The sequence below is a fragment of the Corynebacterium sp. HMSC070H05 genome (assembly GCF_001837615.1).
Classification (GTDB): domain Bacteria; phylum Actinomycetota; class Actinomycetes; order Mycobacteriales; family Mycobacteriaceae; genus Corynebacterium; species Corynebacterium coyleae.
Genome location: NZ_KV833277.1, coordinates 12,568 through 38,091, shown reverse-complemented (window position 1 = coordinate 38,091; position 25,524 = coordinate 12,568). Strand labels below are relative to the sequence as shown.

Here is a 25,524-nt window from a genome sequence, read left to right as displayed (position 1 = left end):
CAACTCCTGTCGTCGAACATGTGTCCCCATACTCACAGCTGCTCCGCAGGAAACTTCGGCGATTTGTTTCCCGACCTGCGAAAAAACACAAGCTTGTAATTACGGGGGCACCCGTTCGGGCCAGATGAGAAACCCGGAGTGTTGATTTGGCCGCGGCCGCAAATCTCGCGTAGTCTTATCCCCGTCTTCACGCCAGTTACCCCTGGCGTGCTTCACGAGAGCACCGCCCCCGCCGGGCACCGGGCCGCTTACCAAGGCGAGCCGGCGAAGGCGCTGCACGCGACTGCGCACCGATCCACTGGTGCCGAACCGCAATCTCGACGCACTCGTTTCAACTTTGGAACGGCTACTACCCCGGGAGGCTTTCACGAGCCGTCGGCCGTTCATGACCGCACAAGGAGTCCACCGTGTCTAAGCGGACTTTCCAGCCGAATAACCGTCGCCGCGCACGCAAGCACGGCTTCCGCGCTCGTATGCAGACCCGCGCCGGCCGCGCAATCGTTTCCGCGCGCCGCAAGAAGGGCCGCGCGAACCTTTCCGCGTAGTCTTACGCAACCATCGTGCTACCCCGCCCGCACAAACTCACTTCATCTGCCGACTTCAAAACGGCGATGAAGCAGGGAGTGCGCGCGGGGTCTCGCACATTAATGGTCCATGTCTACCCACGCCCGGACGAGGTCATCACAGGTGGCCCACGTTTCGGGCTTGTGGTGTCTAAGCAGGTCGGCAACGCCGTGACCCGCCATGCGGTGTCGCGGAGGTTGAGGCATGTGGTGGTGCAACGTGGGGTCGTCGATAAGCTGCCGCGCAATTACGACGTCGTCATTCGCGCCCTGCCGAAGTCTGCCACCGCAACCAGCGATGACCTCGCGCGCGACATGGAGCGCGCCATTACCAAAGCGATGAACCGCTAATGGCGTACTACAACTTCGCCGGCGGCGAAATCCCCGCCGCCCGCGGACCGGCCGCCAAAGCGCTGGTCGGGCTGATTCGCGGCTACCAAAAATACCTCTCACCGCTTAAAATGGGCGGGACCTGTCGTTTTCTGCCGGTATGCAGCGCGTATGGGCTCGAAGCTGTGTCTCGGCACGGCGCTCTACGTGGTGGGATGCTGGCGGCGGCCCGGATCTGCAAGTGCGGACCCTGGCACCCGGGGGGCTACGACCCTGTACCGGGCAGCATCGAATTGAGTGAGGAGTAACACCGAAACGTGCTGAATTTCATTTATTGGCCGATTTCCTGGGTGCTGAAGTTCTGGCACGAGGTTCTCGGCTTCATCCTTCCGAAGGATTCAGGTATCTCCTGGATCCTCGCCATCGTGCTGCTGACATGCACGGTGCGTCTGCTGCTGCTGAAGCCGATGGTGAACCAGATGCGGTCCACCCGCAAGATGCAGGAGATGCAGCCGCGGATGCAGGAAATCCGCGAGAAGTACAAGGGCGACCAGCAAAAAATTGCGGAGGAGACGCAGAAGCTCTACCGCGAGATGGGTACCAACCCGCTGGCATCCTGCATCGTGCCGCTGGTGCAGATGCCAATTTTTATTGGCCTGCTGCACGTGCTGCGTTCCTTCAACCGCACCGGTGACGGCGGCGGCGTTGGTCTTGGTTTCACGGTTGAGCAGAACCGCAACACCGCCAACTACGCCTTCCCGCCGTCGGACGTGCAGTCCTTCCTGGACGCGGACTTCCTCGGTGTGCCGCTGTCGGCGTACATGTCGATGCCGGAGGAGATGTTCGCAGCCTTCGGTAACGCTGACCTGACGCGTGCGAACATCATCGCCGTCTGTGCCCCGCTGGTCGTGCTGTGTGCTGCGTTTACGCACTTCAACGCCCGCATCATGATCAACCGCCAGGCCGCCCGCAAGGCTGCCGGCAAGACCGCGAAGCCGCAGGGCGAGATGGCCGCGATGATGGAATCCCAGATGGGCATGATGAACAAGATGATGCTCTGGTTCTTCCCCATCATGATTCTGGCCACCGGTGTTATCTGGCACATCGGCCTGCTGTTCTACATGCTGACCAACAACGTGTGGACCTTCTTCCAGACCCGTTTCCTGAACAACAAGATGGACGCCGAGGAGGCTGCCGAGGAGGCCCGCAAGGTGGAGATGAAGCGCACCACCGCGCCTGCCCCGGGTGCCCGCAAGGTGGATCGCCGCACGAAGAAGCAGCGCAAGCAAGGCAAGTAAGCATTTGCTTATCGACGACGCCCCGGCTTCACCCGGGGCATTTTTCATGCCCATATATATGGTGTGGGGCCGTGTCGTGGAGCCGACTACAGTGTTGTGCATGTCGGATACGTCCCCTGCAGCCGCAGCCCAAGTTTTCGGAGATCGCCTCGCATTAGCCGAGGCCTACCACCAGTCGTTGGCCACCACCGCCGCCGAGCGTGGCTTTATCGGCCCCAAGGAGGTCGGACGCCTGTGGGAGCGCCACATCCTGAACTGCGCGGTGATCTCGGAGGCCTTCCAAGAGGGGCTGAAGGTGGCGGACATCGGCTCCGGCGCCGGGCTGCCCGGCATCCCGCTGGCGATCGCTCGGCCGGACCTGAAGATCACGCTCATCGAGCCGCTGCTGAAGCGCTCCACCTACCTGCGCGAGATCACCGAGGAGCTCGGCCTGGACAACGTCACCGTCATCCGTGGCCGCGCCGAGGAGCAGCCGAAGGCATCCTTCGACGCCGTGACCTCCCGCGCCGTGGCACCCTTGGGCAAACTTGCCGGCTGGTCGCTTCCGCTGCTGCAGGGCGGTGGGGCCATGATCGCCATGAAGGGCGAATCCGTCGCCGAGGAGCTGGAGCGCGACGCCAAGCTCATCGCCAAGGCTGGCGGTAAGGATCCCGAGATTCTCACCGTGGGTGCGACTACGCTTGAACAGCCAACCACCCTAATCCGCATCACCCGCAAGAAGAAGGGGGAATAAGTGGATCACTACGATGACACGCCTTTGATGGAGGAGGCGATGCGGGCGGCGAGGGTGTCGTCGAGAAGCGAAACGCTCCCGCGACCCGACCAACCCCGCGTGATCACCGTTGCCAACCAAAAAGGCGGCGTCGGCAAAACCACAACCAGCGTCAACCTCGCAGCGTCACTGAGCCGCCAGGGCATGAAAGTGCTGGTGATCGACCTCGACCCGCAGGGCAACGCCTCAACCGCCCTCGGCGCCGAACACACCTCCGGCACCACCTCCAGCTACGAGGTGCTCATCGGTGAGGCCGACGCCGCCGACGCCGTGCAGGCCCACGCCGACAACGAAAACCTGTACTGCATCCCAGCCACCATCGACCTCGCCGGCGCGGAAATCGAGCTGGTGTCCATGGTGCGCCGCGAATACCGGCTCCACGACGCTATCCGCCGCGGTTTCATGCAAGAACACGGCTTCGACTACGTCTTTATCGACTGCCCACCCTCGCTCGGGCTGCTGACCATCAACGCGATGACCGCCGTCGACGAAGTACTCATCCCCATCCAATGCGAGTACTACGCACTCGAAGGCGTGGGGCAACTGCTGGGCAACATCGGCATGATCCGCGAACACCTCAACCACAACCTGCACATCTCCGCGATCCTTTTGACCATGTACGACGCCCGCACCCGGCTTGCCGCCGACGTCGCCGACGAAGTGCGCGGCCAATTCGGCCAAGTCGTACTGAACAACGTCATCCCCCGCTCCGTGAAGGTCTCCGAAGCGCCGGGTTACGGCCAGACCGTCATCGACTACGACCCCGGCTCCCGCGGAGCACTCGCCTACTTCGACGCAGCCAAAGAACTCGCACTGCGCGGCGACTACCAACCCCACCCCACCACCGGCCCAATTGGCGTGAGCCCGGAAGTCTCCGCCCAACTCGACAGCTCTTCCGAGGAGGACTAAACCATGGCAGAACGCAAAGGCGGCCTCGGCCGCGGACTGGCAGCACTGATCCCGTCGGCACCCGCAGACATTGACAAGAACGGCAAAACCCCCGGCATCGGTGGCAACGCCTCCGACGTGATCTTCGGCAAGCAGGACAAGGGCTCTGGTGCTGGTTCTGGTGCAGGGTCTGGCAAGGCGCCGAAGGGTGCGCCGCGGGCTGTGAAGGGCGCGCCGACCGTTACTGCGAAGCAGGACAACGTCATGCAGCCGGTGCCGGTGGGCGCCCGATACCAGGAAATCCCGATCGGCCAGATCATCCCCAACCCGAAGCAGCCACGCCAGGTCTTCGACGAGGATGATCTCGCCGAACTGGTCCACTCCATCCGCGAGTTCGGCCTCCTCCAACCCATCGTCGTCCGCGACACCCCCGAAGGCTTTGAACTCATCATGGGCGAGCGCCGTTGGCGCGCCTCCTCCAAGGCAGGCCTCAAGCACATCCCGGCGATCGTGCGCGAAACCTCCGACGAGGACATGCTCCGCGACGCACTGCTTGAAAACATCCACCGCGTGCAGTTGAATCCACTCGAAGAAGCTGCCGCCTACCAGCAACTTCTCGACGAGTTCGGCGTCACCCAAGAACAACTCGCCGACCGCCTCGGCCGCTCCCGCCCCGTGATCACCAACGCGATCCGCCTGCTCAACCTGCCGGTTCCGGTGCAGCGCCGCGTCGCCGCCGGTGTGCTCTCCGCCGGCCACGCCCGCGCCATCCTGGGCATCAAACTTGGCGACGACACCACCGACGCCCAGACCCAACTCGCCGACCGCATCGTCGCCGAAGGCCTGTCCGTACGCGCCACCGAAGAGGCCGTATCCATGATCAACGCAGGCGGCAAGGTGCCCGACAAGCCGAAGCGCCAACCTCTCCCCCAGCCGGAGTACCTCAGCCAGGCCGCCGACTCGCTTGCCGACATCTGGGACACCAAAGTCTCCGTCACCATGGGCAAGCGCAAGGGCAAGATCGTCGTCGAGTTCGGCGACAAGGACGACTTCGAGCGCATCATGGGGCTCATCCAAGGCACCGACTAGGGGTTTTAGGCGGCTGGTTTGGGCGGTTGGTTTGGGTCGCCTGTGCGCCCGCGGTGTCCGCATGCCCGCTGTCGGCCTGCCACGCTGTCTGCCGTGCCCGCCACCGGCAGCCGATTCTGACAGATTCTGCCGGACTTTGTCAGGGTCGTGTCTGACCTGCACGTTTACCTGCGGCTGACAGATTCTGCCGCAATGTGTCAGTGACTGGGTGCCGGCCGACGGGCGACGGGCGACTGCTGCCGCGATAGAGGTCGCGATCGAGGCCGTTGCCGCTCCCCTCACCAAAAAAGTTCCACGGAAATCGGCAGATCGCGTTAGGTCCGGGAACTATTTTCGGCCCGCGACGGCGCGACCTGGGCGAAGTGAACTATTTGGGCCCGGAATGCCAAGAAGATTCCCAGACGGGGAACTTTCTTGGGAGGAGAAGGCTGGGCGGCTTGGCGAGGGGGCCAGAACGGGCGCGAGAGCCTGGGCGTGCGGGCTGGGCAGAAAGGGCCGGGCAGAGAGGGCCGCAGCGGCGCCCAACAACCGGCGGTTAGGCCTGCTCTTCGCGCAGTAGCTCCTTGAAGGAGTAGGTGCCTGTCGGGCGGGTGTCGTGGTCCAGCAGGTAGAGGCGCTTCACGGCGACGACGACGGCTTCGGCGATGGCGTCGCGCTGGGCGGGGTCGGTAAGTACGGCCAGGTCGCCTGGGTTGGTGAGGTAGCCGGCCACGAGCTCCACCGACGGCATGCGGGTCATCCGCAGCATCTCCCAGGTGCGGGCGTGGTTGCGGCAATTCTGCAGGTCAGTGCGGGCAGCGATCTCGCGCTGGATGTAACCGGACAGGGTTTCGCCGGTCATCGAGGAGCTGCCGTGCTCGGAGCCGAAGTAGAAGGTGGCAACGCCGTTGGCCTTCTCGTTTGGGTAGGAATCCAGACGCAGTGAGATCAGCAGGTCGGCGTTGAAGCCGTTGGCCAGGTCGGCGCGGTGCTTGTTGGACGGGTTGTCGCCGCGCGGGCGGGACAGGATGGTTTCCATGCCGGTGGCGACCATGCGGCCCTCGATGCGCTGGGCGAGGTCCCAGAGGATCTCCTCCTCCGTGATGGGACCATACGGGCCCTCCACAACCAGGCCCTTGTCGGAACCACCGAGGTCAGGGTCGATGACTACGCGCTTACCGGCGAGGTTCGGGCCGGCCTGGCGGACGGTTTCGCGCTCACGGATCGCCTGGGCGGAACCTCCGGTGATGCGGCGGCCAAGCAGGGACAATGCATGCAACGTGTCGGGGCCGCAGACACCGTCGTCCTCCAAACCGGAGTTCAACTGGTAGTTCATCAACGCTTCGTAGGTCGCGGGGCCGAAGCGGCCGTCGATGCGGTTGGAGTAAAAGCCGAGCTCGTGAAGCTGTGTCTGCAGCTGGCCCACGTCGTCGCCGACCATTTCTTGGCCCGGCTGGTAGCTCAGCACGCGCGCGCCCAACGTGTAGGAGGCTTCGCGCAGCTCGCGGAGCGTCAGGTCGTCGATGGAGCCAGACGGCAAAATGCCGCGAGATTGTTGGAAGGCTTTGAGGGCTTCGGCGAGGGTGTCGTCGAAAAGCATCTCGCTTTCGGTGAAGCGACGCGTGCTATCGATTTCGCCTTCGTATCCGTCGAGGAGACCGAGGCGGGCCAGCGACAACCGAACCTCGGCAACCCGCGAGCTGGAGTCGCCAACGTGCAGCAAGTCTTGCACTAAGCACCTAACTTTCCCGGTCGAAAAAACAAAACCAACTACAACAGCTTACGCGTCGAGCTGCGCCTGGATCTTAGCGACGATCTCCGACTTCGGACGCAGACCCACAAACTCGTCGACGCGCTTGCCGTCCTTGAACAGCAGCACGGTCGGAATGGACATGACCTGGAACATTGCGCCCAGGGTGCGCTCGTTGTCCACGTTGACCTTGGCTACCTTAACCTGGCCTGCCATCTCCGACGCGATCTCATCGAGCAACGGGGAGAGTTTGCGGCACGGGCCGCACCACTCTGCCCAGAAGTCCACGAGAACCGGGGTGTCGGACTCGATGACCTCGCTCTTGAAGGTGGCCTGGGTGACATCTACTGGTGCGCTCATGGCCGTTAGTTTACAGCTCCGCGAGATAGTGCTGTGCGTCCAACGCGGCACGGCAGCCCGAACCAGCCGCCGTGATGGCCTGACGGTATGTCTTGTCCACCAGGTCACCGCAGGCGAACACGCCGGCGACGCTGGTGCGTGTCGACGGATCCTCCACCGAAACGTAACCGCCCTCGTCTACAGCAACCTGGCCCTCGAGGAACCCGGAGCGCGGGTCGTGGCCGATAGCAACGAACAACGCGGTGGCATCCAGGACGGACTCTTCGCCGGTTTCCACGTTGCGTACGTTCAGTCCGCCAACCTTGCCGTCTGCCTCAACGACGGACTCGACGACGGTGTTGGTGACAAACTCGATCTTCTCGTTCTGCTTTGCGCGCTCCAGCATGATGGCGGAGGCACGGAAGTTCTCCGAACGGTGGATCAGGGTGACCTTGTAGCCAAACTTGGTCAGGAAGGTTGCTTCCTCCATTGCGGAGTCGCCACCACCGACGACGGCGATGTGCTGGTCTTTGAAGAAGAAACCGTCGCAGGTGGCGCAGGTGGACACGCCACGGCCGGTCAGTTCGGCCTCGCCCGGGATGCCCAGGTGGCGTGGGGCTGCACCGGTGGCAAGGATGACGGCGCGGGCGTGGAACTCCTCGTCGTCCACGAACACCTTCTTAATCTCGCCGGAGAAGTCCACGCGGTCTACCAGTTCAGGGCGCAGGTCTGCACCAAACTTTTCGGCCTGCTCGCGCATGTTGCCCATCAGGTCTGGGCCGAGCACGCCCTCGGGGAAGCCGGGGAAGTTCTCCACGTCGGTGGTGTTCATGAGTTCGCCGCCGAACTCGTAACCCTCGAATACGAGGGGCTTGAGCTCGGCGCGAGCGGCGTAGAGCGCGGCGGTGTAGCCGGCCGGTCCGGAGCCGATGATGATCACATCGTGGATGGTGTCTACATCGGTGCGGGCGGTGGCGGGTTCCGTTGCGGAATCGCCGCTTTCGTCGGTCTGCGGGGTAACGAAATTGAATCCGGAGAAGTTCATATCGGTGAGTCTAGCTGCTTGTTAACCTCTCCCCGATTGCTGCAGCTACAGCCTCTCGGGCACGGTATCTCCGGGACTTCACGGTGCCCGGTTTCACGCCTAATTCGTGGGCGGCGTGCTCGACGGACATGCCTGCGACATCGATCAGCCACAGTGCCTTACGCTGCCCCGACGGCAACACGTTGAGCGCCTGGCGCATCGCGATGGTGCGTTCCATGGCCTCCATGGGGTTGTAGGCGAGGTATTTGTTCATGTCGCTGCTGACGGCCACGGCGTCGTCGTCAAGACTCGCCTGTGCGCCCGCGCGCGTGAACTTGCGTTGGTGGTCGATGGCGGCGTTGATGGTCATACGGTGCAGCCACGTGGATAGCTTCGCTTCCCCGCGGTAGGTGTGCAGGCTGCGTGCCGCCTTGAAGAACGCGTCCTGGACGATGTCCTGCGCGTCTTGGTCGTTGCGCGTGTAGTTGCGGGCCACGTAGTACATGGCTTTGTGGTGGCGTTTGACGATCTGCCTGAACGCTCGTCGGTCTCCGTCGAGGTATTGGGCGACTATAGCCCGGTCATTGCGGTAATCCATGATTCCCCCCAGAAAAGTGTTGACCCCCAGTGTGCACGACCCCTCCCCGGAAGGGAAGGGGTCAATTGCACAATCTATTGGACATCCACATGCCCTGCCAACGAAACTTCCGAAATTTCGAGCGGTTTCTGTTCCGCCGGGGTGAAGGAGATGATCACCTCGGTCAGCGCGCCGGTGTAGTCCACATCGGCACTGATCTGGCCGGTGCGCACCGTGCCCTCCGACAGCACCACAGGCGCTTGACCACCCGCGGGCACGCCGGAGATGGTGAAGGTTGCGCCGGTTGCGCCGGAGGCGTCGATAAGCACTTGCTCGAGGTCGAACGGCTGACCGTTGCTTTGCTTGACGACGAGATCCCCTCCGACCTCCCACTTCGTGGTCCGATCACCGTCAACGGCGGCGTGGGCATCAGAGCCGGAAGAGCCAGCAGAGTCAGCAGCAGTGGCCTCCAGCGGTGCAATGAGCACCGGTACGCGAGGGGCGGGCGCCACGGAGGATGTCGCGACGGCTTCCTCTTCTTCCTCCCCGGAGACGATGTCCACCAGGTAGGTCGTCAGCACACCGATCGCCACTGCGGCAGCCACGGCCACCAGGGTGACCAGCGCGATTGTCAACGGCTTGGTGCGGCCGCTGCCGAAGCCACCGTGGATGACGTCCGGGTCCTCCACGTGCTCGGGCACGGGCTCGACGGACTCGGGCACCTCGACGACGGGGATGGTGTCGGTCGGGGTGTCGTCTTCCTCGCTGTGGCGGCGCGAGCCCGGCAGGTTGGCTGCTTCCTTCAGGGCGGTGGCGATTTCGCGGAAGGCGGCTTGGTCGACGGCGTCGGCGTCGACAAGCGCTCGCGTGCGTGCGGTGATCTCGGCAAGGTCGTCGGAGGTGACGTTGGAGGTCAGCAACTCCAGGGCGGCGGCGAACGCCTCGGCGTCGGTCGGCTTTGTCGCATCCGGCAGGACGGCCGGGAATGCGAGGCGCACGATGCCGTCTGTATCAATGCGCAACTGCTGGCGGTTGTCCAGACCCAGCGGCACGCCGGCCTCGTGCGCGGTGGCCAGCGCAGCAGCCAGCGGCACGAGTGCATTGGCGACGGCCTCCGTGTGCAGCGTCTGGCCCGACTCCGCAACAGCCTTCACCGAGGAGCCCTCGATCCAGTCGGACACCACAACGGCGCCGGAGCGGAACGACAGGATCTCCACGTGGTCCGGCAGCGCCGGCAGGTGCATGTTGACCAGCTGGCGGGTACGGCGCGCGATGCCCGCGGCCTGCAGGGCGGCCTCGCGCGGGGTGGCGGGCGCCATGGGGGCGGCACCGGTGGTGTCCACGAACGTCAGGGCGACGTCGCGGCCGGTTGCAATCTCGCGGGCCTGCCAGAAGCGGGCGCTGGAGGTGGCGCCGTGGTCGCGGATGAGTCGGAAGCGGCCGTCGGACACGGACGCACCCGGCACGAGGCGTGGGCCGCGGACGACACCGGCGGACATCGGCGGTGGTACCGGGGAGGCGTTGAAGGTGTCGGCGGCGAGGAACTGGTTGGACATCTCGCGCGGGTCCACCTGGCCCACTTCGAGGCCGCGGTCGGCATCCGCGGTGATGAACCGGCCCAGGCCCGGAATGCGGCCCACGGCGGAGCCCAGGTTCTGCACCTCAGGCAGGCCGGAGCGCGACAGCACGACGCCGGTGACGATGAGGAACAGCACGCCGAGCAATGCGATCTCGATCAGCGATCCCAGCGACGGCGCACCGATCATGCGCCCAAGGGCTTCCGGGAGGTGGAGGCCGGCGACGTCGCGAAGCAACCAGCGCACGCCGAACACCGCGGCAACACCGACGGCGGACGCACCGATGGCCCACAGGGACGTGCGTAGCACCTCGCGGGACTGCAGGGTGCCCAGTTTGCGGCGCAGCAGCAGCGCACCGATGATCGCGCCGGCGACAAAGCCGAAGCCGTTAGCCGCACCGAGCAGGATGACCACGTGGCCCGGCTCGCTCGCGATGGTCGGCGCCAGCATGGACAGCGCAATTTTGGTGCCGGTGATGCCGGCGATGATGAACGTCGGCGTCCAGGCTTCCTCGCGCGCGTAGAACACACGCAGGTGCAGCATGACCAGCGCGTACGGGATGAGCGTGAACGCGGCGGCGCTGATGGTCAGGCCGAGGGTGTAGGCGGCTTCGTCGCTAAATGAGCCGTAGGCGAACAGGGCGCTGGCGATGTCGGGGCCGAGCGCGGTCATGAACACGATGATCGGCAGCAGGGCGATAAACGTCAGTTTGGTGCCCATGGTCAGGTCGTGCACGACAGCCTTGTCGTCGCCGTCGGCGGCGTTGCGCGACAGGCGCGGCATGATCGCGGTCAGCAGGGTCACGCCGATGATGCCGTATGGCATCTGCAGCAGCATCCAGTGCTGTTGGTAGATGAACTGTGCCGCCGGGTCCGCCGCGAACGCGATGCGGGTGGTGATCACGTAGCCCAGCTGGCTGATCGCCACGTAGGTGATGATGGCCAGGGCCATGCCGCCGAACTGCTTGAGGCGCTCGTCGATCCCCCACAGCGGTCGCAGGTCGATGCCCAGTTTGCGCAGTGCGGGCAGCATGATCAGGCACTGCACCACCACGCCCGCGGTGGTGCCCAGGCCAAGCAGCATGACGTGCGGATTGCTTATCGACGACGGCGCCGCCGGATTCAACGTCCCCGGCAACGCCATATACGCCACCAGCACCGCAATAGACACGACGTTGTTGGCCACCGGTGCCCATGCGCCCGGCCGGAAGTGTTCCTTCGTGTTCAGGATGGCCATGAACAGGGAGAACATGCCGTAGAAGAAGATCTGCGGCAGCAGCAGGTAGGCAAAGGATGTGGTTTGGACGAGGTTGCCTGTGGAGTCCTCGTCCAGCATCATCTCGGTCAGCCACGGCGCACCGACGACGGCGAGCAGCGTGACCACCGTCATCAGTGTCAGCGTGAGCGTGAACAGGCGACGGATGAAGGCGGCGCCGTGGTCGGCGTCCTCTTTCTCCGCGCGGACGAGCACCGGCACGACGAGTGCGGTGAGCACGGAGCCGAGCACGATCTCTGTGATCAGGTTCGGCAGCGTGTTGGCGGTGTTGAACGCGGAGGCGACAACCTCGCCGAGCGCCGCACCGATGAGCACGGTGCGGATGAAGCCGGTGATGCGCGAGATCAGCGTGGCAATCGCCATCGAGCCGGTGGCGCGGACGACCTTTTCGCCCTCGCTCGGTTTGGTGTCCTCGGCAGGCTCAGCGGGCTCGGCGACCGCAACGCTTGTCGCGGCTGTGGCGACTGCGGCGGCGTCGTCAGCCGTCGGCGGCGGGGCGATGGTCTCGCCCTTGGGGCTGGTGGTCAGCAGGGACTTGTCCGGCAGGCCGGTTGCCGCCGGCGTGGGCGGCTTCGGCTCGCGCGGGGCCGGTACTGGCGCCGGGGGTGCCGGGGCGACGATGCGGCGGCGCAGGCCAGCCTCGGGCTGGCTGTTGTCCTGTGCTGTCACGGCTGTCTCCGTTCACGTGGGTTGCTGGGCGGTGGGCGTTTGGTCGGGCGCCTGTTCGGCGGTGCTTTCCTGCGGGTGATGAGCAGGAGCGCTAGCATCGCGGCGATCAGCGCGCCGGCGAGCGCCCACCCGCCGAGTTGGAGCCCGGCGGTGCGCACGGAGATGTCCACCGGGCGCGAGATCGGTTGGGCCGAGGCACCCGCGAGGTAAAGCTGCAGGTCGGTGCCGCGGTTGTTGTCGGGCAGGTCGGCGGTCATCTGGACGGTGACGGAGCCGCGTGCGGGGATTTTCAGCGTCCCCGGTACGTTCAGTTTCGCGCCGTCGGGCCCCCAGTAGCGGATCTGGGTGTGCACCGGCAGCGGCATTCCGTTTTGGGCGACGATGAGCAGTGGGCTTGACGACGACGCCCTGGTGTACACGTTCCCCGGCGGGATTAACGTCACGGAATCGCGCAGATCGTTCAGCGTTGCCCGGCTGGCGGCGAGGCGGTCGCCGGTGGCGCGCACGGCGTCGTCGTAAAGCGAAAGTGCCCTGCGTCTGTTGGTGCTGAGCGCGACGAGCATGTCGCGGCGCAGTGGCAGGGTGAAGCCGTAGCGGGTCAGCGCGATGGCGGGGTCGTTTGCCATGAGCGCGGTGATGTCGTTGATGAAGCTGTTTTGCTGCGTGACCTGCAAGATTTCTGCGTCGGTGAAGGCGGCGGGGTCCGAGAATGTGGCCGTGGTGTCGGCGGGTGGGACCTCCGGCGGGGCGGCGAGGTAGTCGCCGAACGAGATCGGGCGGGAGGTTCCGTCGGCGATCAGGCCCGCGACCGTGCCCAGGAGCACCGCGGCGGTTTTCGCGTCCCACGTTGCCGGTGGGTTGATCATCACGGGTTGGGTCGGTGCGTCGCCCTCACCCGTGGTGGCGCTCTGGGCGGCAAGCCGCATCGCTGCGGCGGCGTTGACATCGCGCGCGGTATTGGAATCCCGGGTGTAGTCGAAACGCAGGCCCGGGTTGGAATACCCCGGCGTGTCCGGGTGCTCCCCCGTCGCCGCTAGCACCGCGGCCAGCGAATCCTGGTACCCGACCTCCATCACGCCGGCAGTGTTCCACGTGAAACGTTGCGCATCCGCAGGCTTTGCGACGAGCACCTGCACCGGCACCTCCGGCACCGGCGCCGCCGCGCCCGAGAAGTCTGCGAGCTCCGCGCGTTCGAGCGCGCTCTGGTGGGAGTTGGCTTCGGCGTCGGGCGCGCTGTCAGCTTGGGCCGCCTCCCACGCGGCGTGCATCCCGCCGTCGAACACCGTGGAGCGGGTGTGGTCCGCCCAGCCAAGCGCCGGCCCGGCGCCCGCCTCGATGTAGCCGGTGCCGGCGACCACCGTATTGATCGTGCCTGCCGTGCCCAGCACCCGCTGCAGCACAAACGGGCCGCGCTCGACGGCCTCGCGCATCAGCCACGGATCACCCGTACGCGCCACCGCGTTGAGGTCCGCGTTCGCCCACGGCAGCGCCACGGTGCAGCCGGTCGCGGCGATCTCGCGCACTTTGTCCAGCCACGCCTTCGCGTCCTCGGCCCCGGACCCTGGGGTGCGGTGCGTGTCGTCGTTCGAACCCCAGCTGTCGCGCAGACGCTTCGGTTCCTCCACCACGGCGGGGCGCGAATCACTGACGGTGTAGCCGCCGGTCATGCGGTCCACTGTGTCCACCAGCGCCGGGTCGAGCGCCATGCAGGTGGCGTAGCCAACCTCAGGGGTTTCCACCGCCTTGCGGTACTGCTCCACCAGGGTGTCCAAGCGCCCGCCGGGCGCGAGTTGTTCCGCCAGTGCGTCGCTCTGCAGCACCAGCGGCGGGTCCTCGGGGGCCTCGCCGGTCTCTCCCGGCACGATATTCACCGGAGCGGAGACCGGGTACAGGGCGGTCAGCCCGCCCGGTTCGACGTCGTCGGCCGACCCGCGCACGGCCAAGTGGAAGCGGTCGGTGTCCAGGGTGGCGCTGGTGTCGTCGATAAGTTGCAGCATCATCGGGTACACGCCGATGCCGCCGGGCGCGGTCATCTGCAGCGACAGCTCGGCGCTTTCGCCGGGGCGCAGCCGGGTATCCACGACCACCTCGTCGCCCACAACGCTGTACTCCCCCACCCCGGCGACGGCGGCCACGCGCTGCTCGGAGACGGAGCCCACCGGCGCGGCGCGACGCGTGAGCACTTTGAGGCCCTCGAGGGTTGTGTCGGTCTGATTGGTCACGCGAAGTTTCACGTGAAACGGATCGTGCGCGGAGACGACCGCGGGGGCGTCGATAAGCGACACGCGCGCGAGCTGGCCCTCACCCGGGCGCACCGCCGGGTTGACCCACTGCTCCGCAACCTCAGGGTTCTTCGGGCTCACCGGCACCGCAGGCACCGCGCGAGCCGGGGTCGCTGACGGGACCGCCAGCGCCACCGCAACCGCGGCCGCAGCTAGACGGGAAATCGGCCGAATCATCGCGGGGTAGACCTTCCGGCGGCGACTTCCTTCCGAGCCAGCTCAGGCATCCGGTCAAACGCGATACGCGCCAGTTTGCGCTCGTCGGCATACGCAAGGTGCTCCATCAACTCGCTCATGGGCACCCAGGCCACTTCGGTGACCTCCGGGTCTTCGTCGTTAAACACGCCGTCCACAAACCGCAGCAGGTTGTGGTGCACCGTCTTGTGGATCCGCACTCCGTCGGACACAAACCAGTAATCAATGGTGCCCAGGGTGTCGAAGGCCTCGCCGGTAATACCGGTCTCCTCCCAGACCTCACGCTCTGCGGTGCGCCACTGGTGCTCGCCATCCTCGACGTGGCCCTTCGGCATCGACCACAACAACCGCCCACGGCGATCCAGCCGGCCAATCAGCGCGACGTAGATGCGGCTCATGTCTACCTTGCCGTCCGGGCCGACAGCCTCCGCCATACCGGAGACCACCAGACCACCGGCCGAGGTCTCGTCGCGCACCTCCATCGAAGAGTCGTGCTGGCGGTTGTACTGCGAATGACGGCGATGCTGGTTGCGGTTTCGGTTCCGCTGATTCCCGCGCCCGCCCCTCCGGCGGTTGTTCGGGTTACGGCGACGGTGTTGCTTCTTCTTCGGCTTGTCGCCGCCTTCTGATTGGTTCTTGTCTTGGCCCTGCTGGTTTTTATTCTGGCCGCCGCGGCGCTTCCGCGGACGACGCCGCCCGCCGGATCCCCCCTTACCGCTGGGGGGACCCGGTACAGGCCGCGTGTTGTCACTCATTCGTGCCATGCTATCCGGCTTCAGGCCGGTTGTGGTACTCCACGCGCGGGGGTGGCGGGTATCGTGTCCAAGGTGACAAAGCTTTTCGACATGCCCGATCCGAACGACCCACTTGCCCCCGCCGCGTTGATGGCCCGAGCGCAGGGGGTCGTCGAGAAGCAATCTGCCCTGCTGGAGCCGCTTGCCCGACTCTTCGCCGAGCGCGGCGAGTCCTTATATATTGTTGGCGGTTCCGTCCGCGACGCCATGCTGGGCCGCGGGGTGCACGATTTGGACTTCACTACCTCCGCCCGACCTGCGGTTATCCAGGAAATTCTCGCGGAGTGGGGCGAGAAAGTGTGGGACACCGGCATCGAGTTCGGCACCGTCTCCGCGATCCGGCACGGCGAAACCGTGGAAATTACGACGTTCCGCTCCGATCTTTACGACGGCATCACCCGCAACCCCGAAGTCACCTTCGGCGACACCCTCGAAGGCGACCTCGTGCGCCGCGACTTCGCCTGCAACGCGATGGCTATCGAGCTCTCGCTTGTCGACGACCACCTCGCCCCCACCTTCCACGACCCCGTCAACGGCCTGTCTGACCTGGTCGTGGGCGTGCTGGACACCCCGCAGGAGCCGGAGGTGTCGTTCCGCGACGACCCGCTGCGCATGCTGCGCGCCGCCCGCTTCGTCTCCCAACTGGGCTTTACGGTGGCCGACCGCGTCTTCGATGCGATGCGCGACATGGCAAGCGAGATCGAGCGCATCACCGCCGAGCGCGTCCAGGCCGAGCTAGACAAACTCATGTGCGGCTCGCGCCCCTGGGAGGGCATCGACCTGCTCGTGGCCACCGGTGTTGCCGAGTACATCCTGCCCGAGATCCCTGCCCTGCAACTCGAGACCGACGAGCACATGCAGCACAAGGACGTCTACCGCCACTCCCTGACCGTGCTGCGCCAGGCCACCGAACTTGAAGACTCGGACGAAGGCCCTGACCTGAAGCTGCGCTGGGCGGCGCTCATGCACGACATCGGCAAACCCGCCACTCGCGCGCCGAAGGAAGGCGGCGGCGTGACCTTCTACCACCACGAAGTGGTCGGCGCGAAGATGACCCGCAAGCGCCTCAAGGCCCTGAAGTACCCGAAGCACGTCATTTCCGACGTGGGCCAGCTCGTGTTCTTGCACATGCGCTTCCACGGCTTCGGCGAGGGTCAGTGGACCGATTCTGCCGTGCGCCGCTACGTCACCGACGCCGGCGAATTGCTGCCTAAGCTTCACAAACTCGTTCGGGCCGACTGCACCACCCGCAACCCCAGGAAGGCCGCGCGCCTCCAGCGCACCTACGACCACCTGGAGGAGCGCATCGCCGACATCGCCGCCAAGGAGGACCTCGCTCGCGTGCGCCCGGACCTGGATGGCAACGAGATCATGCAGATCCTCGGCCTCAAACCGGGCCCGGAGGTTGGCAAGGCGTGGAAGTATCTGAAGGAACTGCGCCTCGAGCGTGGCGAGCTCGACCACGACGAGGCCGTCGCCGAACTCAAAACCTGGTGGGAGAACGAGAATGCCTGAGTATTTCTACGCCGATCGCCTCTTCAACGCCCTGGAGCGCACTGATCCCGAACCGGGCATGTTGCTCGTCGCCGCTCCCGGCATGTACTCCCCCGAGTTCGCCCGCACCGTGGTGCTCATCATCGAGCAGAGCGCGGATCGCACCCTCGGCGTCGTGTTGAACCGACGCAGCGAAACAGCGCTTGCCAACGTGATCCCCGCGTGGGCCGACCTCGCTGCCAAGCCCCAGGCCGTGCACATCGGCGGGCCCGTCCGCCCCGAGGCCGCAGTCTGCCTCGGCGTCACCTCCCCCGGCGTGGACATCGACGCCAACCCGTACTTCCAGCGCATGGCCAACCGCCTCGTGCTGCTCAACCTCAACGTGGACCCGGAGCTTGTCGCCGCCGACATCGACGGTGTTCGCATCTTCGCCGGCTACGCCGAGTGGGAGCCGGGCCAACTCGACGACGAGATCCTCCGCGGCGACTGGTTCGTTGCCCCCGCACTGCCCTCCGACGTGATCGCTCCGGCGGGTACGGATTTGTGGGGGGACGTGATGCGTCGCCAAGCAATGCCCTTGCCTCTGTTCGCGACGTTCCCCGCGAGCCTGGAGGACAACTAATTGGGTGTTTCACGTGAAACAAAGCGGCAGATCCGCCTCGGCCTGAAGGACTCATGGCTCGTCTGCCTCGGCTTGGTGCCGCTCGGGCTGGCGTTCGGATTGCTGGTCACGCAAGCGGGTTTCGCGTGGTGGTGGGCGCCGATCTTCTCCGTCATTATCTATTCCGGCTCGATGGAATTCCTCGCCATCGGCATGGTGACCAGCGGGTTCGGAGTGTTCTCCTCCGCCCTGACCGCGTTCATGGTGAACTTCCGCCATATCTTCTATGGCCTCACCTTCCCCCGCGACGTCGCGCGCCCGGGCCTGCCGCGCCTGTACCTCACCTACGGCGTGACCGATGAGCTCTACGCGCTGACGTCCACGCTCGTCGCTAATGGCGCGCGCCTGACTCATGCCCGCTTGATGACCAGCGCGATGCTGATCAACGCGTCGTGGATCCTGCCGGGCATCATCGGCGCGCTCGTGGGCAACCTCATCCCGGAGAACATCGAAGGCTTCGAATTCGCCCTCACCGCCCTGTTCGCCGTCCTCGCCTACGAGGCATTCCAAAGCAGCAAGGACCTCTCCGCGCCCCTCATCGCCGGCGCGCTGGCCGTGGTCGCTGCGTTCATCTTCCCCGACCAGATGATCATCCTCGGCCTGCTCGCCTACTTCGGCGTGCTGTTGCTGCGGTTCTGGGCACCGCGTATCGACGACCTCCTCACCTGGCAGGTGAAATAAATGAGCCCCCTCGGACTCCCCGACGGCGTCACCCTCGGCATGGCGGCCGCCGTGATCATCCCGGCCGGCATCGTGACGTTCCTGCTGCGCGCCCTGCCGTTCGCGCTCACGCGGTACCTCAAGGGCAGCCCGTTCATCGACTTCCTTGCCGTCCTCATGCCCGTCGGCGTGATGACCGTCCTGGTCGTGTACACCATCGCCGGCGAAGCCGGAAACCCCGGCCGCTTCTGGTCCGCCCTCGCGGCTTTGGTGATTACGTTCGTGCTCCACGCCTGGCGACGCCGCGCCGACCTCTCCATCTTCGCCGGCACCGCCGTGTACATGCTGCTGGTGAACCTGGTGGTGTAGAGCGCTTATATCGCCAGGCAACCCGATAACGTTACGGTTAAATTACGTTTGGTCACAGGTTGTTGGCTGTGCTTTAATTGCGGTTGTCAAGTTACTTGGCTCACTTTTATCCGCTCTACTTCAGGAGTTTCCCATGAAGCGCACCGCCGCAGCCGTCCTGGCAGCAACCACCGCCCTGTCCCTCGCCGCCGTTCCGGCTCACGCTGTCGAAATTGCCGGTAAAGAAACCGGAGGCTACGGCCACGCAGCTTCTTCCCAGGTCACCGAAGCGGAGCTTGGTGTGTACGCCCTCGCTGCTATTGCAGCTGAGTTTGATAAGCCGGGTGAGGGTTTCTCTGCCCCGTTCATGGGCTCCTCCAAGGCTGGCATGTTTGAGACCAAGACCGATAAGGAAATCGCTAACCAGAACGCCGTCATGACGTCCTCGTACCAGAACGACGCGAACAACGGCTACAAGCTCGGCACCACCTACGACATCCTCGTCGGCACCGGCATCGCCGCTCTGGTTCTCGCTGCCCTCGGCGGCGCTGCTTACGCAGGCGTCATCCCGGGCGTTCAGCTCCCGTTCTAAGCCTTCCCGGCTTTAAGGCTTGACTCCTCTCTCTTGTGGAGGGGAGTTTTTCTCTGCCCTGTTTCCCAGGTCACGCTGCTATTGAGATGATCCGAGGGCTGTTGTGGTCGCCCTTTTCCAATTTGACTTCTGCAACGAATGCGAAGTTCTGTTTTAATGGCGTGTGTCAAAGTAATTGACAGAAGTAATCCGCCTCACAGTAGGAGCATCCCATGAAGCGCACTACAGCAGCAGTTTTGGCAGCGACTACCGCACTGTCGCTCGCCACCGTCCCGGCACACGGCATTACCGTCGACGAAGCCCGCGCCCAGGACGAAGCGCGTAATGCAAAAGAAGTCGAGAAGCTAATCAAGAAGTGGGACGAAAATGGCTACGGAGCCATGCCTAACACCTATGAGGCTGGCTACATGGCTGGTGGCTCGGTGAAGGCTGGGTCTTCGGGTGAGCAGGCATACGGAGCCACCCAGGCCGGCTGGGTTGCCACCTGGATTGCAGTATCAGCCGCGGGGTTGGGCTTGATCGCATTCGCTGCGAAGCAGGCGGGTGTCCTGCCACCACAGATCGCGGGACAGCTCCCGTTCTAAACCGCCCTTGGTTCTTGCACGTAACTCCTCTCCCCTGCGGAGGGGAGTTTTTCTCTGCCTGAGCCATGCTTAGTCGTCGAACCCACCCCCGCTTTCTGCCCAGGTCTGCGCGTTGTCGCGGCGCCGTGGCAGGGAATAGTTGTCCGAGACGTAGCGGGTGCCGTCTTGGTAGATGAAGTGCACGTCGCTGCCGTCCTTGACGGTTTCGAGGTAGCCATCGGTAACCAAGGAGTGGCAGGCGGAACAGAGTGGCAGCAGGTTTTCTAGATCGGTCATACCGCCCTCGGACCATTCCTTGATGTGGTGGATTTCGATGAAGCGGGAGTGCGTGCAACCGGGAGCGGCACATTGCCCGCCCCACATCGTGAGCAGGGCGTTGACCTGTCCCGGCGTCGCGAAGCGGGAAGAGCGGCCGGTGTTGATGATCAGGCCGTCGTCGTCGACAGTAGAAACGCGCAGGTCAGCGTTCGCGATCAACCCAACCAGTGCCTCGGAGCGTGCGCCGACGTTGTTGGGCATGTAGGCGCGGCCGTCCTTAGTCACCAGAACGTTGACGTGTGCGCCTGGCGTTGTCAGCGCGCTTTTGGGCTGGCTCCGCGTCATGTGCACCATGCCCATGAAGGCCTGCAGCAGCATTCGGCCGATCGGCATGCCATAGCCCGAGGCGGTCTTGCGTGCCTTCTTTGCGGGTTCGACGGCGTCGGCCTTCTGCAGCATGTCCCTGATGGAGAGCTCGGCGACCCGACCGTCTTCGTGGCGCAATGCATCCTCGAGCATTTCCTCCATCTCGTAGTAGGCGATCTCCCCGAGTTTCAGCGCGGCGATGAACGCGGCGCCATCCGAGGCGTTGAGCACCCCGTGGAGGGCAATCTCGCCGTTATCGCGGGTGTGTACGCGCAGGTAGTGGTCCGGTTTCTCGCTATCACCATTCCCTGGTTTGTCGTATCCACTGAGTGCGATTTCGAGTTCGTGGTAGCCGAGTTCCAGGGCCATGTCGACAAGTTGGCGCTCTACCGCCGGGGTTAGGTAGCGAAGCAGCAAGCGAACCACCGAGTAGCTGATCTTGCCCGCAGAGAACTGCTGCTGAAGGTACAGAAACTCGCCGAGGCGGCAGCCGACGTGGACATATTCGTGCGCTGTGGAGATCGAGATCCCCAGGCGACGCGTCAGAAACTGCGCCGTGGTCCGTGCCCCCATCTGCGGTGCGAAACCGCCCTCCTCAAACGCGCGTATCGACGACAACAGCTCCGCCTTACAACGCGTCATGCTTCTGTGCGACTGCTCGATTGCATCCGTAAGCAACTCCGCAAACGCACTAGGTTCAGTGCACTTCTCCTCCACTGCCGTTGTCATTGTGGTCCCCCTTAAGGCCGTATGTATGTTCGATAAAGCAAAGCATACAACCCGCCACGACACGGCTGTGACCTGCACAAACAATGTTTTATATGAGTGCTATAAAACGCACTAAAACCGAACGGAACAACTCCGCATTGCGGACAATCCCGGCCGCGCCAATCGTTGGGGAGGCCCAACGAATTCGGGCGCGTGGGGTCGTCGTCAAGCATCCGCAACTCCGCATTGCGGACAAGTGGGGACGCACCAACTAATTCACCACGCGGTACCAGAGGCGCTTGCCTTCCTTCTTCGGCGGGACGAGTTTCACGCGGACCGGCTGCGGCAGGGTGAAGTCGTAGCCACCACTCTGGATCTGGCGGCGGATCTCGCGGGCTTTGAGCGTGTCGCCGACGTCGATCCGATGCGAGCGCTGGCGTAGGGGGCGCTTGAAAATCTGCCGACGAACCGCGCTGGGGAGGGCACCGGGACTGGCGGGGATGTCCTTGTACTTCACTACCCCATTGGGCGTGGTGGCCTCGATCGTCGCAACGGACATGTATCTGACGGTCGAGTCCACACCCGGGATGTGCGGGGTGATGTGGATGGTGCGGATGACGCCGTCGATAAGGTCGCGGCGGAATCCGATGGGTGCGCGGCCCGGGAAGATCATCCGAGCGATGAAAAACAGCACCAGGATCGGGAGGAAAATCTGGCCATAGAACGCGATGATCTCGAGCGGGCCAGGCAGGAAGGGGCCTATGGTGTCGAAAAAGCTACCCATAGGCGAAGAATAAAGCTAGTGCGGGAACTTCGCTCGGGCTTCGCTCCAGAGGCCTTCGAATTCGTCGGCGGTGAGGTGGCGGGCGGTGATGCCTTCCATCGCGTCGTAGGTGCGCGGGTGTGGCACGGTGCCCATGGGTTGGTTGGCCTGCCCGATGACGCGGCCGTCGACGTAGATGCCGGTGATGGTTTCGGCAGGGTCGAGTTCAATCATGCGCAGCATGGTGCAGCTTTGCGACGACACCTCCTCCAGCTCAGCGATATTCAGCAGCTCTCCGCCGAGTTCGGGGACGTTGTAGTGGATGCGGACGTAATGTTTCACGTGAAACTCTTTCTGGAGACGTAAGCGGAACAGATAATCAACTGTGCCATGTGGTAGATCATCAGCGGGATGATCAACACGCCGAGTTGCGCGCCGCCGAAGATGACGGTGGCCATGGGCAGGCCGGTCGCAAGAGATTTCTGCGTGCCGCACATCTGCACGGCCACGACGTCCTCGCGCGGGAACCGCAGCGCGGCAGGCACGACGCGGGTCAGCCACAGCATCGCGAAGACCAACACCACGGAGAATACGATCAGCAGCACGATCTCAAGCGCGGTGACGTTCGACCACACGCCGGAGACGACACCCTTGGAAAAGGCGGAGTAGACCACCATCCAGATGGAGCCGCGGTCGACGATCTTGGTGGCCTTGGATTTAGCCAACTCCCCCAGCCGTTTGTGTGCCAGCTGGCCGAGCATGAACGGCAGGAGGAGTTGGAGGGCGATGTCGGTGAACACGGTGGTGTCGATGTGCACGCCGTCGCCTGCGCCCATCAGCCACATCACGAGCAATGGCGTAGCGACGACACCCACCAACGACGACACCGACGCCGCCACAACAGCACCGGACACGTTGCCGCGTGCGATGCCGGTCAGCGCCACGGAGGACTGGACGGTGGACGGAACGAGGGTCATGAAGAGTAGGCCCTGGTAGAGGTCCTCGGAGATGAGCCCGGTGGTAGGTCGCGCGAGCAGACCGATCAGCGGGTATGCCACGAAGGTAAACGCGAGGATGAGGGCATGGAGGCGCCAGTTGGTGAGGCCCCGGAGGGCTTCTTGCGTCGATAGGCGTGCGCCGTAGAGGGAAAAGAGCAGCGCGATCGCGAGTTTGACGGCCACCCCAAAGCCGTCCGCGAACGCGCCGCGCGCCGGCACGACGAAGGCGAGGATCGCAGCAACAACGATGCCGACGAGGAGAGGATCGAGCTTCTTCATGTGGCCGAGTCTACGGCCAGCAGGTTAGCTCGCCGGGTTTTGAGCTTCGACCTTGTCGCCGGCTTCGATGACCTCAACTTCGCGCAGGCCGGTCACGGCCGGGCCGGAGACGCGCTCGCCGGTGGCGATGTTGAAAACGGAACCGTGGGCGACACACTTGACGGTTTCGCCCTCCACCTTGGTGATCTTCTTCTGCTGGTGCGGGCACACCGCCGAGTATGCGACGAACTGGCCGGCGGACGGCTGGGCGATGATGAACTTGTCCAGGATCACCGCGGAGCCGACCGGCACGTCGGTCTTCGCAATTTCTTCGGGGGCCTCTTCCCCGCAGGCGGCCAGGAAGGCACCGGCGAAGGTGGTGGCGGTGCCGAGCAGGAACATGCGACGTGAACAGGTCATGATGCGATCGTAGCCTGCTTCATGGCGCTGACGTAGTCGGAAAGTTCCCGTTTCAGCCTGTCCATGTTTTCCACACGATTATCGACGACATACTTATCAATAATGTTCGTAATCGCCGACCCGGTGATCGCGCCAGCGGCCCCAGCGGCGATCGCGTCGCGCACGTGCTCGGGTCGGGAAATACCGAAGCCGAGCAGTACCGGTGCGCCGCCGAAGGACTGCACATTATCGACGACCTCACGCAGGCCCTCCACCGTCGCCTCATTCTCCGCGCCGGTGACGCCGTCGCGAGAAATGGCGTAAATGTAGCCGCGGGAGTTAGCGGCCACGCCCTCGAGGACTTCGCGGGACGCCTTGGCAGGGGCGATGAAGATCGGGTCGATGCCGGCGCGCTCGGCGGCGGCGGTGAAGGGGTCAGACTCGCGCACGGGGACGTCGGGAAGCAATACGCTATCGGCGCCGGCCTCCTTGAACTCGGTGTAGAAGCGGTCGAGGCCGCGAGTGTGCGCGACGTTGGCGTAGATCAGCATGCCGATCGGCAGGTCCGGGTAGCGCTCGCGGATGGTGCGCACCTGGTCGAGGGCCTGCTGCACGGTCGCTCCCCCACGGAGCGCGCGGACGTGGGCGCCCTGGATGGCGGGGCCGTCGGCGACCGGGTCGGAGAACGGCACGCCGAGCTCGAGTGCGTCGGCGCCGGCTTCGACGATGGCGGAGATGATCTCCACCGCGTCATCCGGGTTCGGAGCGGACAGCATGATGAAGGGGACGAACGCGCCCTCCCCCTTGGCAAAGAGCTGCTCGTAGCGCGACATTTACTTGTTCTCCTTCTGCTCGAGGGTTGCGCGGACGTGTGCGATGTCCTTGTCGCCGCGGCCGGACAGGGCGACGAGAATGTTCAGCGGTTCGGCGTCCGCCGGGTGCTCGGCGGCGCGCTTCAGGGCGTAGGCAAGGGCGTGCGAGGACTCGAGCGCCGGGATGATGCCTTCGTGGCGGGATAGGGCCTGGAAGGCGTCGAGGGCCTCGTCGTCGGTGACAGGCACGTACTTCGCACGGCCGGATTGGGCGAGGTAGGCGTGCTCCGGGCCGACGGCCGGGTAGTCCAGGCCGGCGGAGATGGAGTAGGACTCTTCGACCTGGCCGTCGTCGTCACGCATGAGGTACGAGCGGGTGCCGTGCAGGATGCCGATGGTGCCCTGGGCGATGGCGGCGCCGTGCTTGCCTTGGCCGAAGCCTTCGCCGCCGGGTTCGGCGCCGACCAGTTCGACGCTGTCGTCGTCAATGAAATCGGCGAACATGCCGATGGCGTTGGAGCCGCCGCCGACGCAGGCGACCACCACGTCGGGCAGTGCGCCGGTGCGCTCGAGGATCTGGGCGCGCGCCTCGGTGGAGATCACGCGGTGGAATTCTTTGACGATCTTCGGGAACGGGTGCGGGCCGGCAGCCGTGCCGAGGAGGTAGTGGGATTCGTGGAAGGTGGCGGTCCAATCCCGAAGCGCCTCGTTCACCGCGTCCTTGAGGGTGCCCGCGCCGGATTCCACGCCGACGACTTTCGCGCCCATCAGGCGCATACGGTAGACGTTCGGCGCCTGGCGCTGCATGTCGGTCTTGCCCATGTAGATCACGCAGTCCAGGCCAAGCAGCGCACAGGCAAGCGCGGTTGCAGTGCCGTGTTGGCCGGCGCCGGTCTCCGCGATAATGCGGGTCTTGCCCATCTTCTTCGCCAGCAGCGCCTGACCGATCACCTGGTTGGTCTTATGGGCGCCGCCGTGTACGAGGTCCTCGCGTTTGAGGAAGATGCGCGCGTTGCCGTCGATCGGCAGGTTGCGGCATTCGGTCAGCGGAGTCGGGCGGCCGAGGTAATCGCGCAGGAGGGCGCGGTATTCAGCCATGAAGGTGTCGTCGTTAAACGCGTCGACGAAGGCTTGCTCGAGTTGGTCGAGCGCTGGCAGGAGGGATTCGGGGACGAACTGTCCGCCGAATTCGCCGTAGTACGCAGGGAGGAGAGTCATGGGG

At 64.7% G+C, this 25,524-nt stretch carries 27 protein-coding genes; 13 read left to right on the top strand and 14 right to left on the bottom strand.

The genetic code is table 11. From position 1 onward, the window contains the following. The first annotated feature begins 407 nt into the window (after positions 1-407). The 7 genes from rpmH to HMPREF2617_RS01205 all read left to right on the top strand — a co-directional run bounded on the left by rpmH (position 408) and on the right by HMPREF2617_RS01205 (position 4,940). Entirely contained in the window at positions 408-545 is a 138-nt protein-coding gene (gene rpmH / locus HMPREF2617_RS01235) for a 50S ribosomal protein L34 (protein ID WP_070421912.1), read from the top strand. Between the two features lie 15 nt (positions 546-560). Next, positions 561-914: a ribonuclease P protein component gene (gene rnpA, locus HMPREF2617_RS01230; protein ID WP_070770929.1), complete on the top strand. Its 354-nt coding sequence runs from the start codon at positions 561-563 to the stop codon at positions 912-914. Continuing rightward, positions 914-1,201, top strand: a complete 288-nt coding sequence (yidD, locus tag HMPREF2617_RS01225; protein ID WP_070421910.1) for a membrane protein insertion efficiency factor YidD — start codon at positions 914-916, stop codon at positions 1,199-1,201. Before rnpA ends, yidD begins: the two co-directional genes overlap by 1 nt. A 9-nt stretch (positions 1,202-1,210) precedes the next feature. Further along, the gene (yidC, locus tag HMPREF2617_RS01220) at positions 1,211-2,191 is read left to right on the top strand and encodes a membrane protein insertase YidC (protein WP_070421909.1); all 981 of its coding nucleotides are present in this window, start codon (positions 1,211-1,213) and stop codon (positions 2,189-2,191) included. 100 nt (positions 2,192-2,291) lie between these two features. After that, on the top strand, positions 2,292-2,924 hold the full coding sequence (gene rsmG, locus HMPREF2617_RS01215; RefSeq protein WP_141762970.1) for a 16S rRNA (guanine(527)-N(7))-methyltransferase RsmG: 633 nt from the start codon (positions 2,292-2,294) through the stop codon (positions 2,922-2,924). Positions 2,925-2,951: 27 nt separating this feature from the next. Beyond that, a complete protein-coding gene (locus tag HMPREF2617_RS01210) occupies positions 2,952-3,872 on the top strand; it encodes a ParA family protein (protein WP_141762973.1) in 921 nt (306 codons plus the stop codon). Between the two features lie 3 nt (positions 3,873-3,875). Then, positions 3,876-4,940 carry a ParB/RepB/Spo0J family partition protein gene (locus HMPREF2617_RS01205; RefSeq protein ID WP_070839172.1) on the top strand — a complete coding sequence of 355 codons (1,065 nt, stop codon included), beginning with the start codon at positions 3,876-3,878 and terminating at the stop codon, positions 4,938-4,940. 535 nt (positions 4,941-5,475) lie between these two features. Here HMPREF2617_RS01205 and HMPREF2617_RS01200 read toward each other — a convergent pair. From HMPREF2617_RS01200 to HMPREF2617_RS12210, 7 genes are all read right to left on the bottom strand, one after another. Next, positions 5,476-6,651: an N-acetylmuramoyl-L-alanine amidase gene (locus HMPREF2617_RS01200; RefSeq protein ID WP_070568245.1), complete on the bottom strand. Its 1,176-nt coding sequence runs from the start codon at positions 6,649-6,651 to the stop codon at positions 5,476-5,478. Between the two features lie 48 nt (positions 6,652-6,699). Then, positions 6,700-7,029: a thioredoxin gene (gene trxA / locus HMPREF2617_RS01195; RefSeq protein WP_070421904.1), complete on the bottom strand. Its 330-nt coding sequence runs from the start codon at positions 7,027-7,029 to the stop codon at positions 6,700-6,702. 10 nt (positions 7,030-7,039) lie between these two features. Beyond that, positions 7,040-8,053 carry a thioredoxin-disulfide reductase gene (trxB, locus tag HMPREF2617_RS01190; protein ID WP_083323151.1) on the bottom strand — a complete coding sequence of 338 codons (1,014 nt, stop codon included), beginning with the start codon at positions 8,051-8,053 and terminating at the stop codon, positions 7,040-7,042. A 10-nt stretch (positions 8,054-8,063) separates the two neighbouring features. Then, a complete protein-coding gene (locus tag HMPREF2617_RS01185) occupies positions 8,064-8,630 on the bottom strand; it encodes an RNA polymerase sigma factor (RefSeq protein WP_070839169.1) in 567 nt (188 codons plus the stop codon). Positions 8,631-8,704: 74 nt separating this feature from the next. Continuing rightward, positions 8,705-12,130 (bottom strand): murein biosynthesis integral membrane protein MurJ, encoded by a 3,426-nt coding sequence (gene murJ / locus HMPREF2617_RS01180; protein ID WP_070839166.1) that lies wholly within the window; start codon positions 12,128-12,130, stop codon positions 8,705-8,707. After that, positions 12,127-14,589 carry a DUF6049 family protein gene (locus tag HMPREF2617_RS01175; RefSeq protein ID WP_070568251.1) on the bottom strand — a complete coding sequence of 821 codons (2,463 nt, stop codon included), beginning with the start codon at positions 14,587-14,589 and terminating at the stop codon, positions 12,127-12,129. The genes murJ and HMPREF2617_RS01175 overlap by 4 nt, the downstream gene beginning before the upstream one ends. Next, a complete protein-coding gene (locus tag HMPREF2617_RS12210) occupies positions 14,586-15,362 on the bottom strand; it encodes an NUDIX hydrolase (RefSeq protein WP_083284711.1) in 777 nt (258 codons plus the stop codon). The genes HMPREF2617_RS01175 and HMPREF2617_RS12210 overlap by 4 nt, the downstream gene beginning before the upstream one ends. A gap of 129 nt (positions 15,363-15,491) precedes the next feature. Here HMPREF2617_RS12210 and HMPREF2617_RS01165 point away from each other — a divergent pair, with 129 nt between their 5' ends. The 6 genes from HMPREF2617_RS01165 (at position 15,492) to HMPREF2617_RS01140 (ending at position 19,740) form a co-directional block, all read left to right on the top strand. Beyond that, a complete protein-coding gene (locus HMPREF2617_RS01165; protein WP_246821669.1) occupies positions 15,492-16,916 on the top strand; it encodes a CCA tRNA nucleotidyltransferase in 1,425 nt (474 codons plus the stop codon). After that, entirely contained in the window at positions 16,909-17,517 is a 609-nt protein-coding gene (locus HMPREF2617_RS01160; protein WP_070839163.1) for a YqgE/AlgH family protein, read from the top strand. Before HMPREF2617_RS01165 ends, HMPREF2617_RS01160 begins: the two co-directional genes overlap by 8 nt. Continuing rightward, on the top strand, positions 17,518-18,237 hold the full coding sequence (locus HMPREF2617_RS01155; protein WP_070839160.1) for an AzlC family ABC transporter permease: 720 nt from the start codon (positions 17,518-17,520) through the stop codon (positions 18,235-18,237). Then, the gene (locus tag HMPREF2617_RS01150; protein WP_070839157.1) at positions 18,238-18,585 is read left to right on the top strand and encodes a branched-chain amino acid transporter permease; all 348 of its coding nucleotides are present in this window, start codon (positions 18,238-18,240) and stop codon (positions 18,583-18,585) included. A gap of 133 nt (positions 18,586-18,718) precedes the next feature. Next, positions 18,719-19,156 carry a hypothetical protein gene (locus HMPREF2617_RS01145; protein WP_070770923.1) on the top strand — a complete coding sequence of 146 codons (438 nt, stop codon included), beginning with the start codon at positions 18,719-18,721 and terminating at the stop codon, positions 19,154-19,156. A 212-nt stretch (positions 19,157-19,368) separates the two neighbouring features. Next, entirely contained in the window at positions 19,369-19,740 is a 372-nt protein-coding gene (locus HMPREF2617_RS01140; protein ID WP_070770922.1) for a hypothetical protein, read from the top strand. Positions 19,741-19,809: 69 nt separating this feature from the next. On the opposite strand, the gene HMPREF2617_RS01135 is transcribed toward HMPREF2617_RS01140, so the two are convergent. From HMPREF2617_RS01135 to trpB, 7 genes are all read right to left on the bottom strand, one after another. Further along, positions 19,810-21,093, bottom strand: a complete 1,284-nt coding sequence (locus HMPREF2617_RS01135) for an HNH endonuclease signature motif containing protein (protein ID WP_070820051.1) — start codon at positions 21,091-21,093, stop codon at positions 19,810-19,812. 250 nt (positions 21,094-21,343) lie between these two features. Continuing rightward, the gene (locus tag HMPREF2617_RS01130) at positions 21,344-21,856 is read right to left on the bottom strand and encodes a hypothetical protein (RefSeq protein ID WP_070449798.1); all 513 of its coding nucleotides are present in this window, start codon (positions 21,854-21,856) and stop codon (positions 21,344-21,346) included. A gap of 15 nt (positions 21,857-21,871) precedes the next feature. Next, positions 21,872-22,177: a hypothetical protein gene (locus tag HMPREF2617_RS01125; RefSeq protein WP_070421893.1), complete on the bottom strand. Its 306-nt coding sequence runs from the start codon at positions 22,175-22,177 to the stop codon at positions 21,872-21,874. Further along, entirely contained in the window at positions 22,174-23,112 is a 939-nt protein-coding gene (locus tag HMPREF2617_RS01120; RefSeq protein ID WP_070839154.1) for a bile acid:sodium symporter family protein, read from the bottom strand. The genes HMPREF2617_RS01125 and HMPREF2617_RS01120 overlap by 4 nt, the downstream gene beginning before the upstream one ends. Before the next feature lie 24 nt (positions 23,113-23,136). Next, positions 23,137-23,511 carry a Rieske (2Fe-2S) protein gene (locus HMPREF2617_RS01115; protein ID WP_070839151.1) on the bottom strand — a complete coding sequence of 125 codons (375 nt, stop codon included), beginning with the start codon at positions 23,509-23,511 and terminating at the stop codon, positions 23,137-23,139. Beyond that, positions 23,508-24,323 carry a tryptophan synthase subunit alpha gene (gene trpA, locus HMPREF2617_RS01110; RefSeq protein ID WP_070839148.1) on the bottom strand — a complete coding sequence of 272 codons (816 nt, stop codon included), beginning with the start codon at positions 24,321-24,323 and terminating at the stop codon, positions 23,508-23,510. Before trpA ends, HMPREF2617_RS01115 begins: the two co-directional genes overlap by 4 nt. Continuing rightward, the gene (gene trpB, locus HMPREF2617_RS01105) at positions 24,324-25,520 is read right to left on the bottom strand and encodes a tryptophan synthase subunit beta (protein WP_070839145.1); all 1,197 of its coding nucleotides are present in this window, start codon (positions 25,518-25,520) and stop codon (positions 24,324-24,326) included. It lies immediately after the preceding gene. Positions 25,521-25,524 lie beyond the last annotated feature (4 nt).

What these genes read in the sequence shown, in the direction of transcription:
- yidD (WP_070421910.1), top strand. Translation starts at nt 914, where the DNA reads ATGGCGTACTACAACTTCGCCGGCGGCGAAATCCCCGCCGCCCGCGGA.
- rsmG (WP_141762970.1), top strand. Translation starts at nt 2,292, where the DNA reads ATGTCGGATACGTCCCCTGCAGCCGCAGCCCAAGTTTTCGGAGATCGC.
- HMPREF2617_RS01210 (WP_141762973.1), top strand. Translation starts at nt 2,952, where the DNA reads ATGGAGGAGGCGATGCGGGCGGCGAGGGTGTCGTCGAGAAGCGAAACG.
- HMPREF2617_RS01205 (WP_070839172.1), top strand. Translation starts at nt 3,876, where the DNA reads ATGGCAGAACGCAAAGGCGGCCTCGGCCGCGGACTGGCAGCACTGATC.
- trxA (WP_070421904.1), bottom strand. Translation starts at nt 7,029, where the DNA reads ATGAGCGCACCAGTAGATGTCACCCAGGCCACCTTCAAGAGCGAGGTC.
- trxB (WP_083323151.1), bottom strand. Translation starts at nt 8,053, where the DNA reads ATGAACTTCTCCGGATTCAATTTCGTTACCCCGCAGACCGACGAAAGC.
- HMPREF2617_RS01185 (WP_070839169.1), bottom strand. Translation starts at nt 8,630, where the DNA reads ATGGATTACCGCAATGACCGGGCTATAGTCGCCCAATACCTCGACGGA.
- HMPREF2617_RS01175 (WP_070568251.1), bottom strand. Translation starts at nt 14,589, where the DNA reads ATGATTCGGCCGATTTCCCGTCTAGCTGCGGCCGCGGTTGCGGTGGCG.
- HMPREF2617_RS12210 (WP_083284711.1), bottom strand. Translation starts at nt 15,362, where the DNA reads ATGAGTGACAACACGCGGCCTGTACCGGGTCCCCCCAGCGGTAAGGGG.
- HMPREF2617_RS01165 (WP_246821669.1), top strand. Translation starts at nt 15,492, where the DNA reads ATGGCCCGAGCGCAGGGGGTCGTCGAGAAGCAATCTGCCCTGCTGGAG.
- HMPREF2617_RS01160 (WP_070839163.1), top strand. Translation starts at nt 16,909, where the DNA reads ATGCCTGAGTATTTCTACGCCGATCGCCTCTTCAACGCCCTGGAGCGC.
- HMPREF2617_RS01150 (WP_070839157.1), top strand. Translation starts at nt 18,238, where the DNA reads ATGAGCCCCCTCGGACTCCCCGACGGCGTCACCCTCGGCATGGCGGCC.
- HMPREF2617_RS01145 (WP_070770923.1), top strand. Translation starts at nt 18,719, where the DNA reads ATGAAGCGCACCGCCGCAGCCGTCCTGGCAGCAACCACCGCCCTGTCC.
- HMPREF2617_RS01140 (WP_070770922.1), top strand. Translation starts at nt 19,369, where the DNA reads ATGAAGCGCACTACAGCAGCAGTTTTGGCAGCGACTACCGCACTGTCG.
- HMPREF2617_RS01135 (WP_070820051.1), bottom strand. Translation starts at nt 21,093, where the DNA reads ATGACAACGGCAGTGGAGGAGAAGTGCACTGAACCTAGTGCGTTTGCG.
- HMPREF2617_RS01130 (WP_070449798.1), bottom strand. Translation starts at nt 21,856, where the DNA reads ATGGGTAGCTTTTTCGACACCATAGGCCCCTTCCTGCCTGGCCCGCTC.
- HMPREF2617_RS01120 (WP_070839154.1), bottom strand. Translation starts at nt 23,112, where the DNA reads ATGAAGAAGCTCGATCCTCTCCTCGTCGGCATCGTTGTTGCTGCGATC.
- HMPREF2617_RS01115 (WP_070839151.1), bottom strand. Translation starts at nt 23,511, where the DNA reads ATGACCTGTTCACGTCGCATGTTCCTGCTCGGCACCGCCACCACCTTC.
- trpA (WP_070839148.1), bottom strand. Translation starts at nt 24,323, where the DNA reads ATGTCGCGCTACGAGCAGCTCTTTGCCAAGGGGGAGGGCGCGTTCGTC.
- trpB (WP_070839145.1), bottom strand. Translation starts at nt 25,520, where the DNA reads ATGACTCTCCTCCCTGCGTACTACGGCGAATTCGGCGGACAGTTCGTC.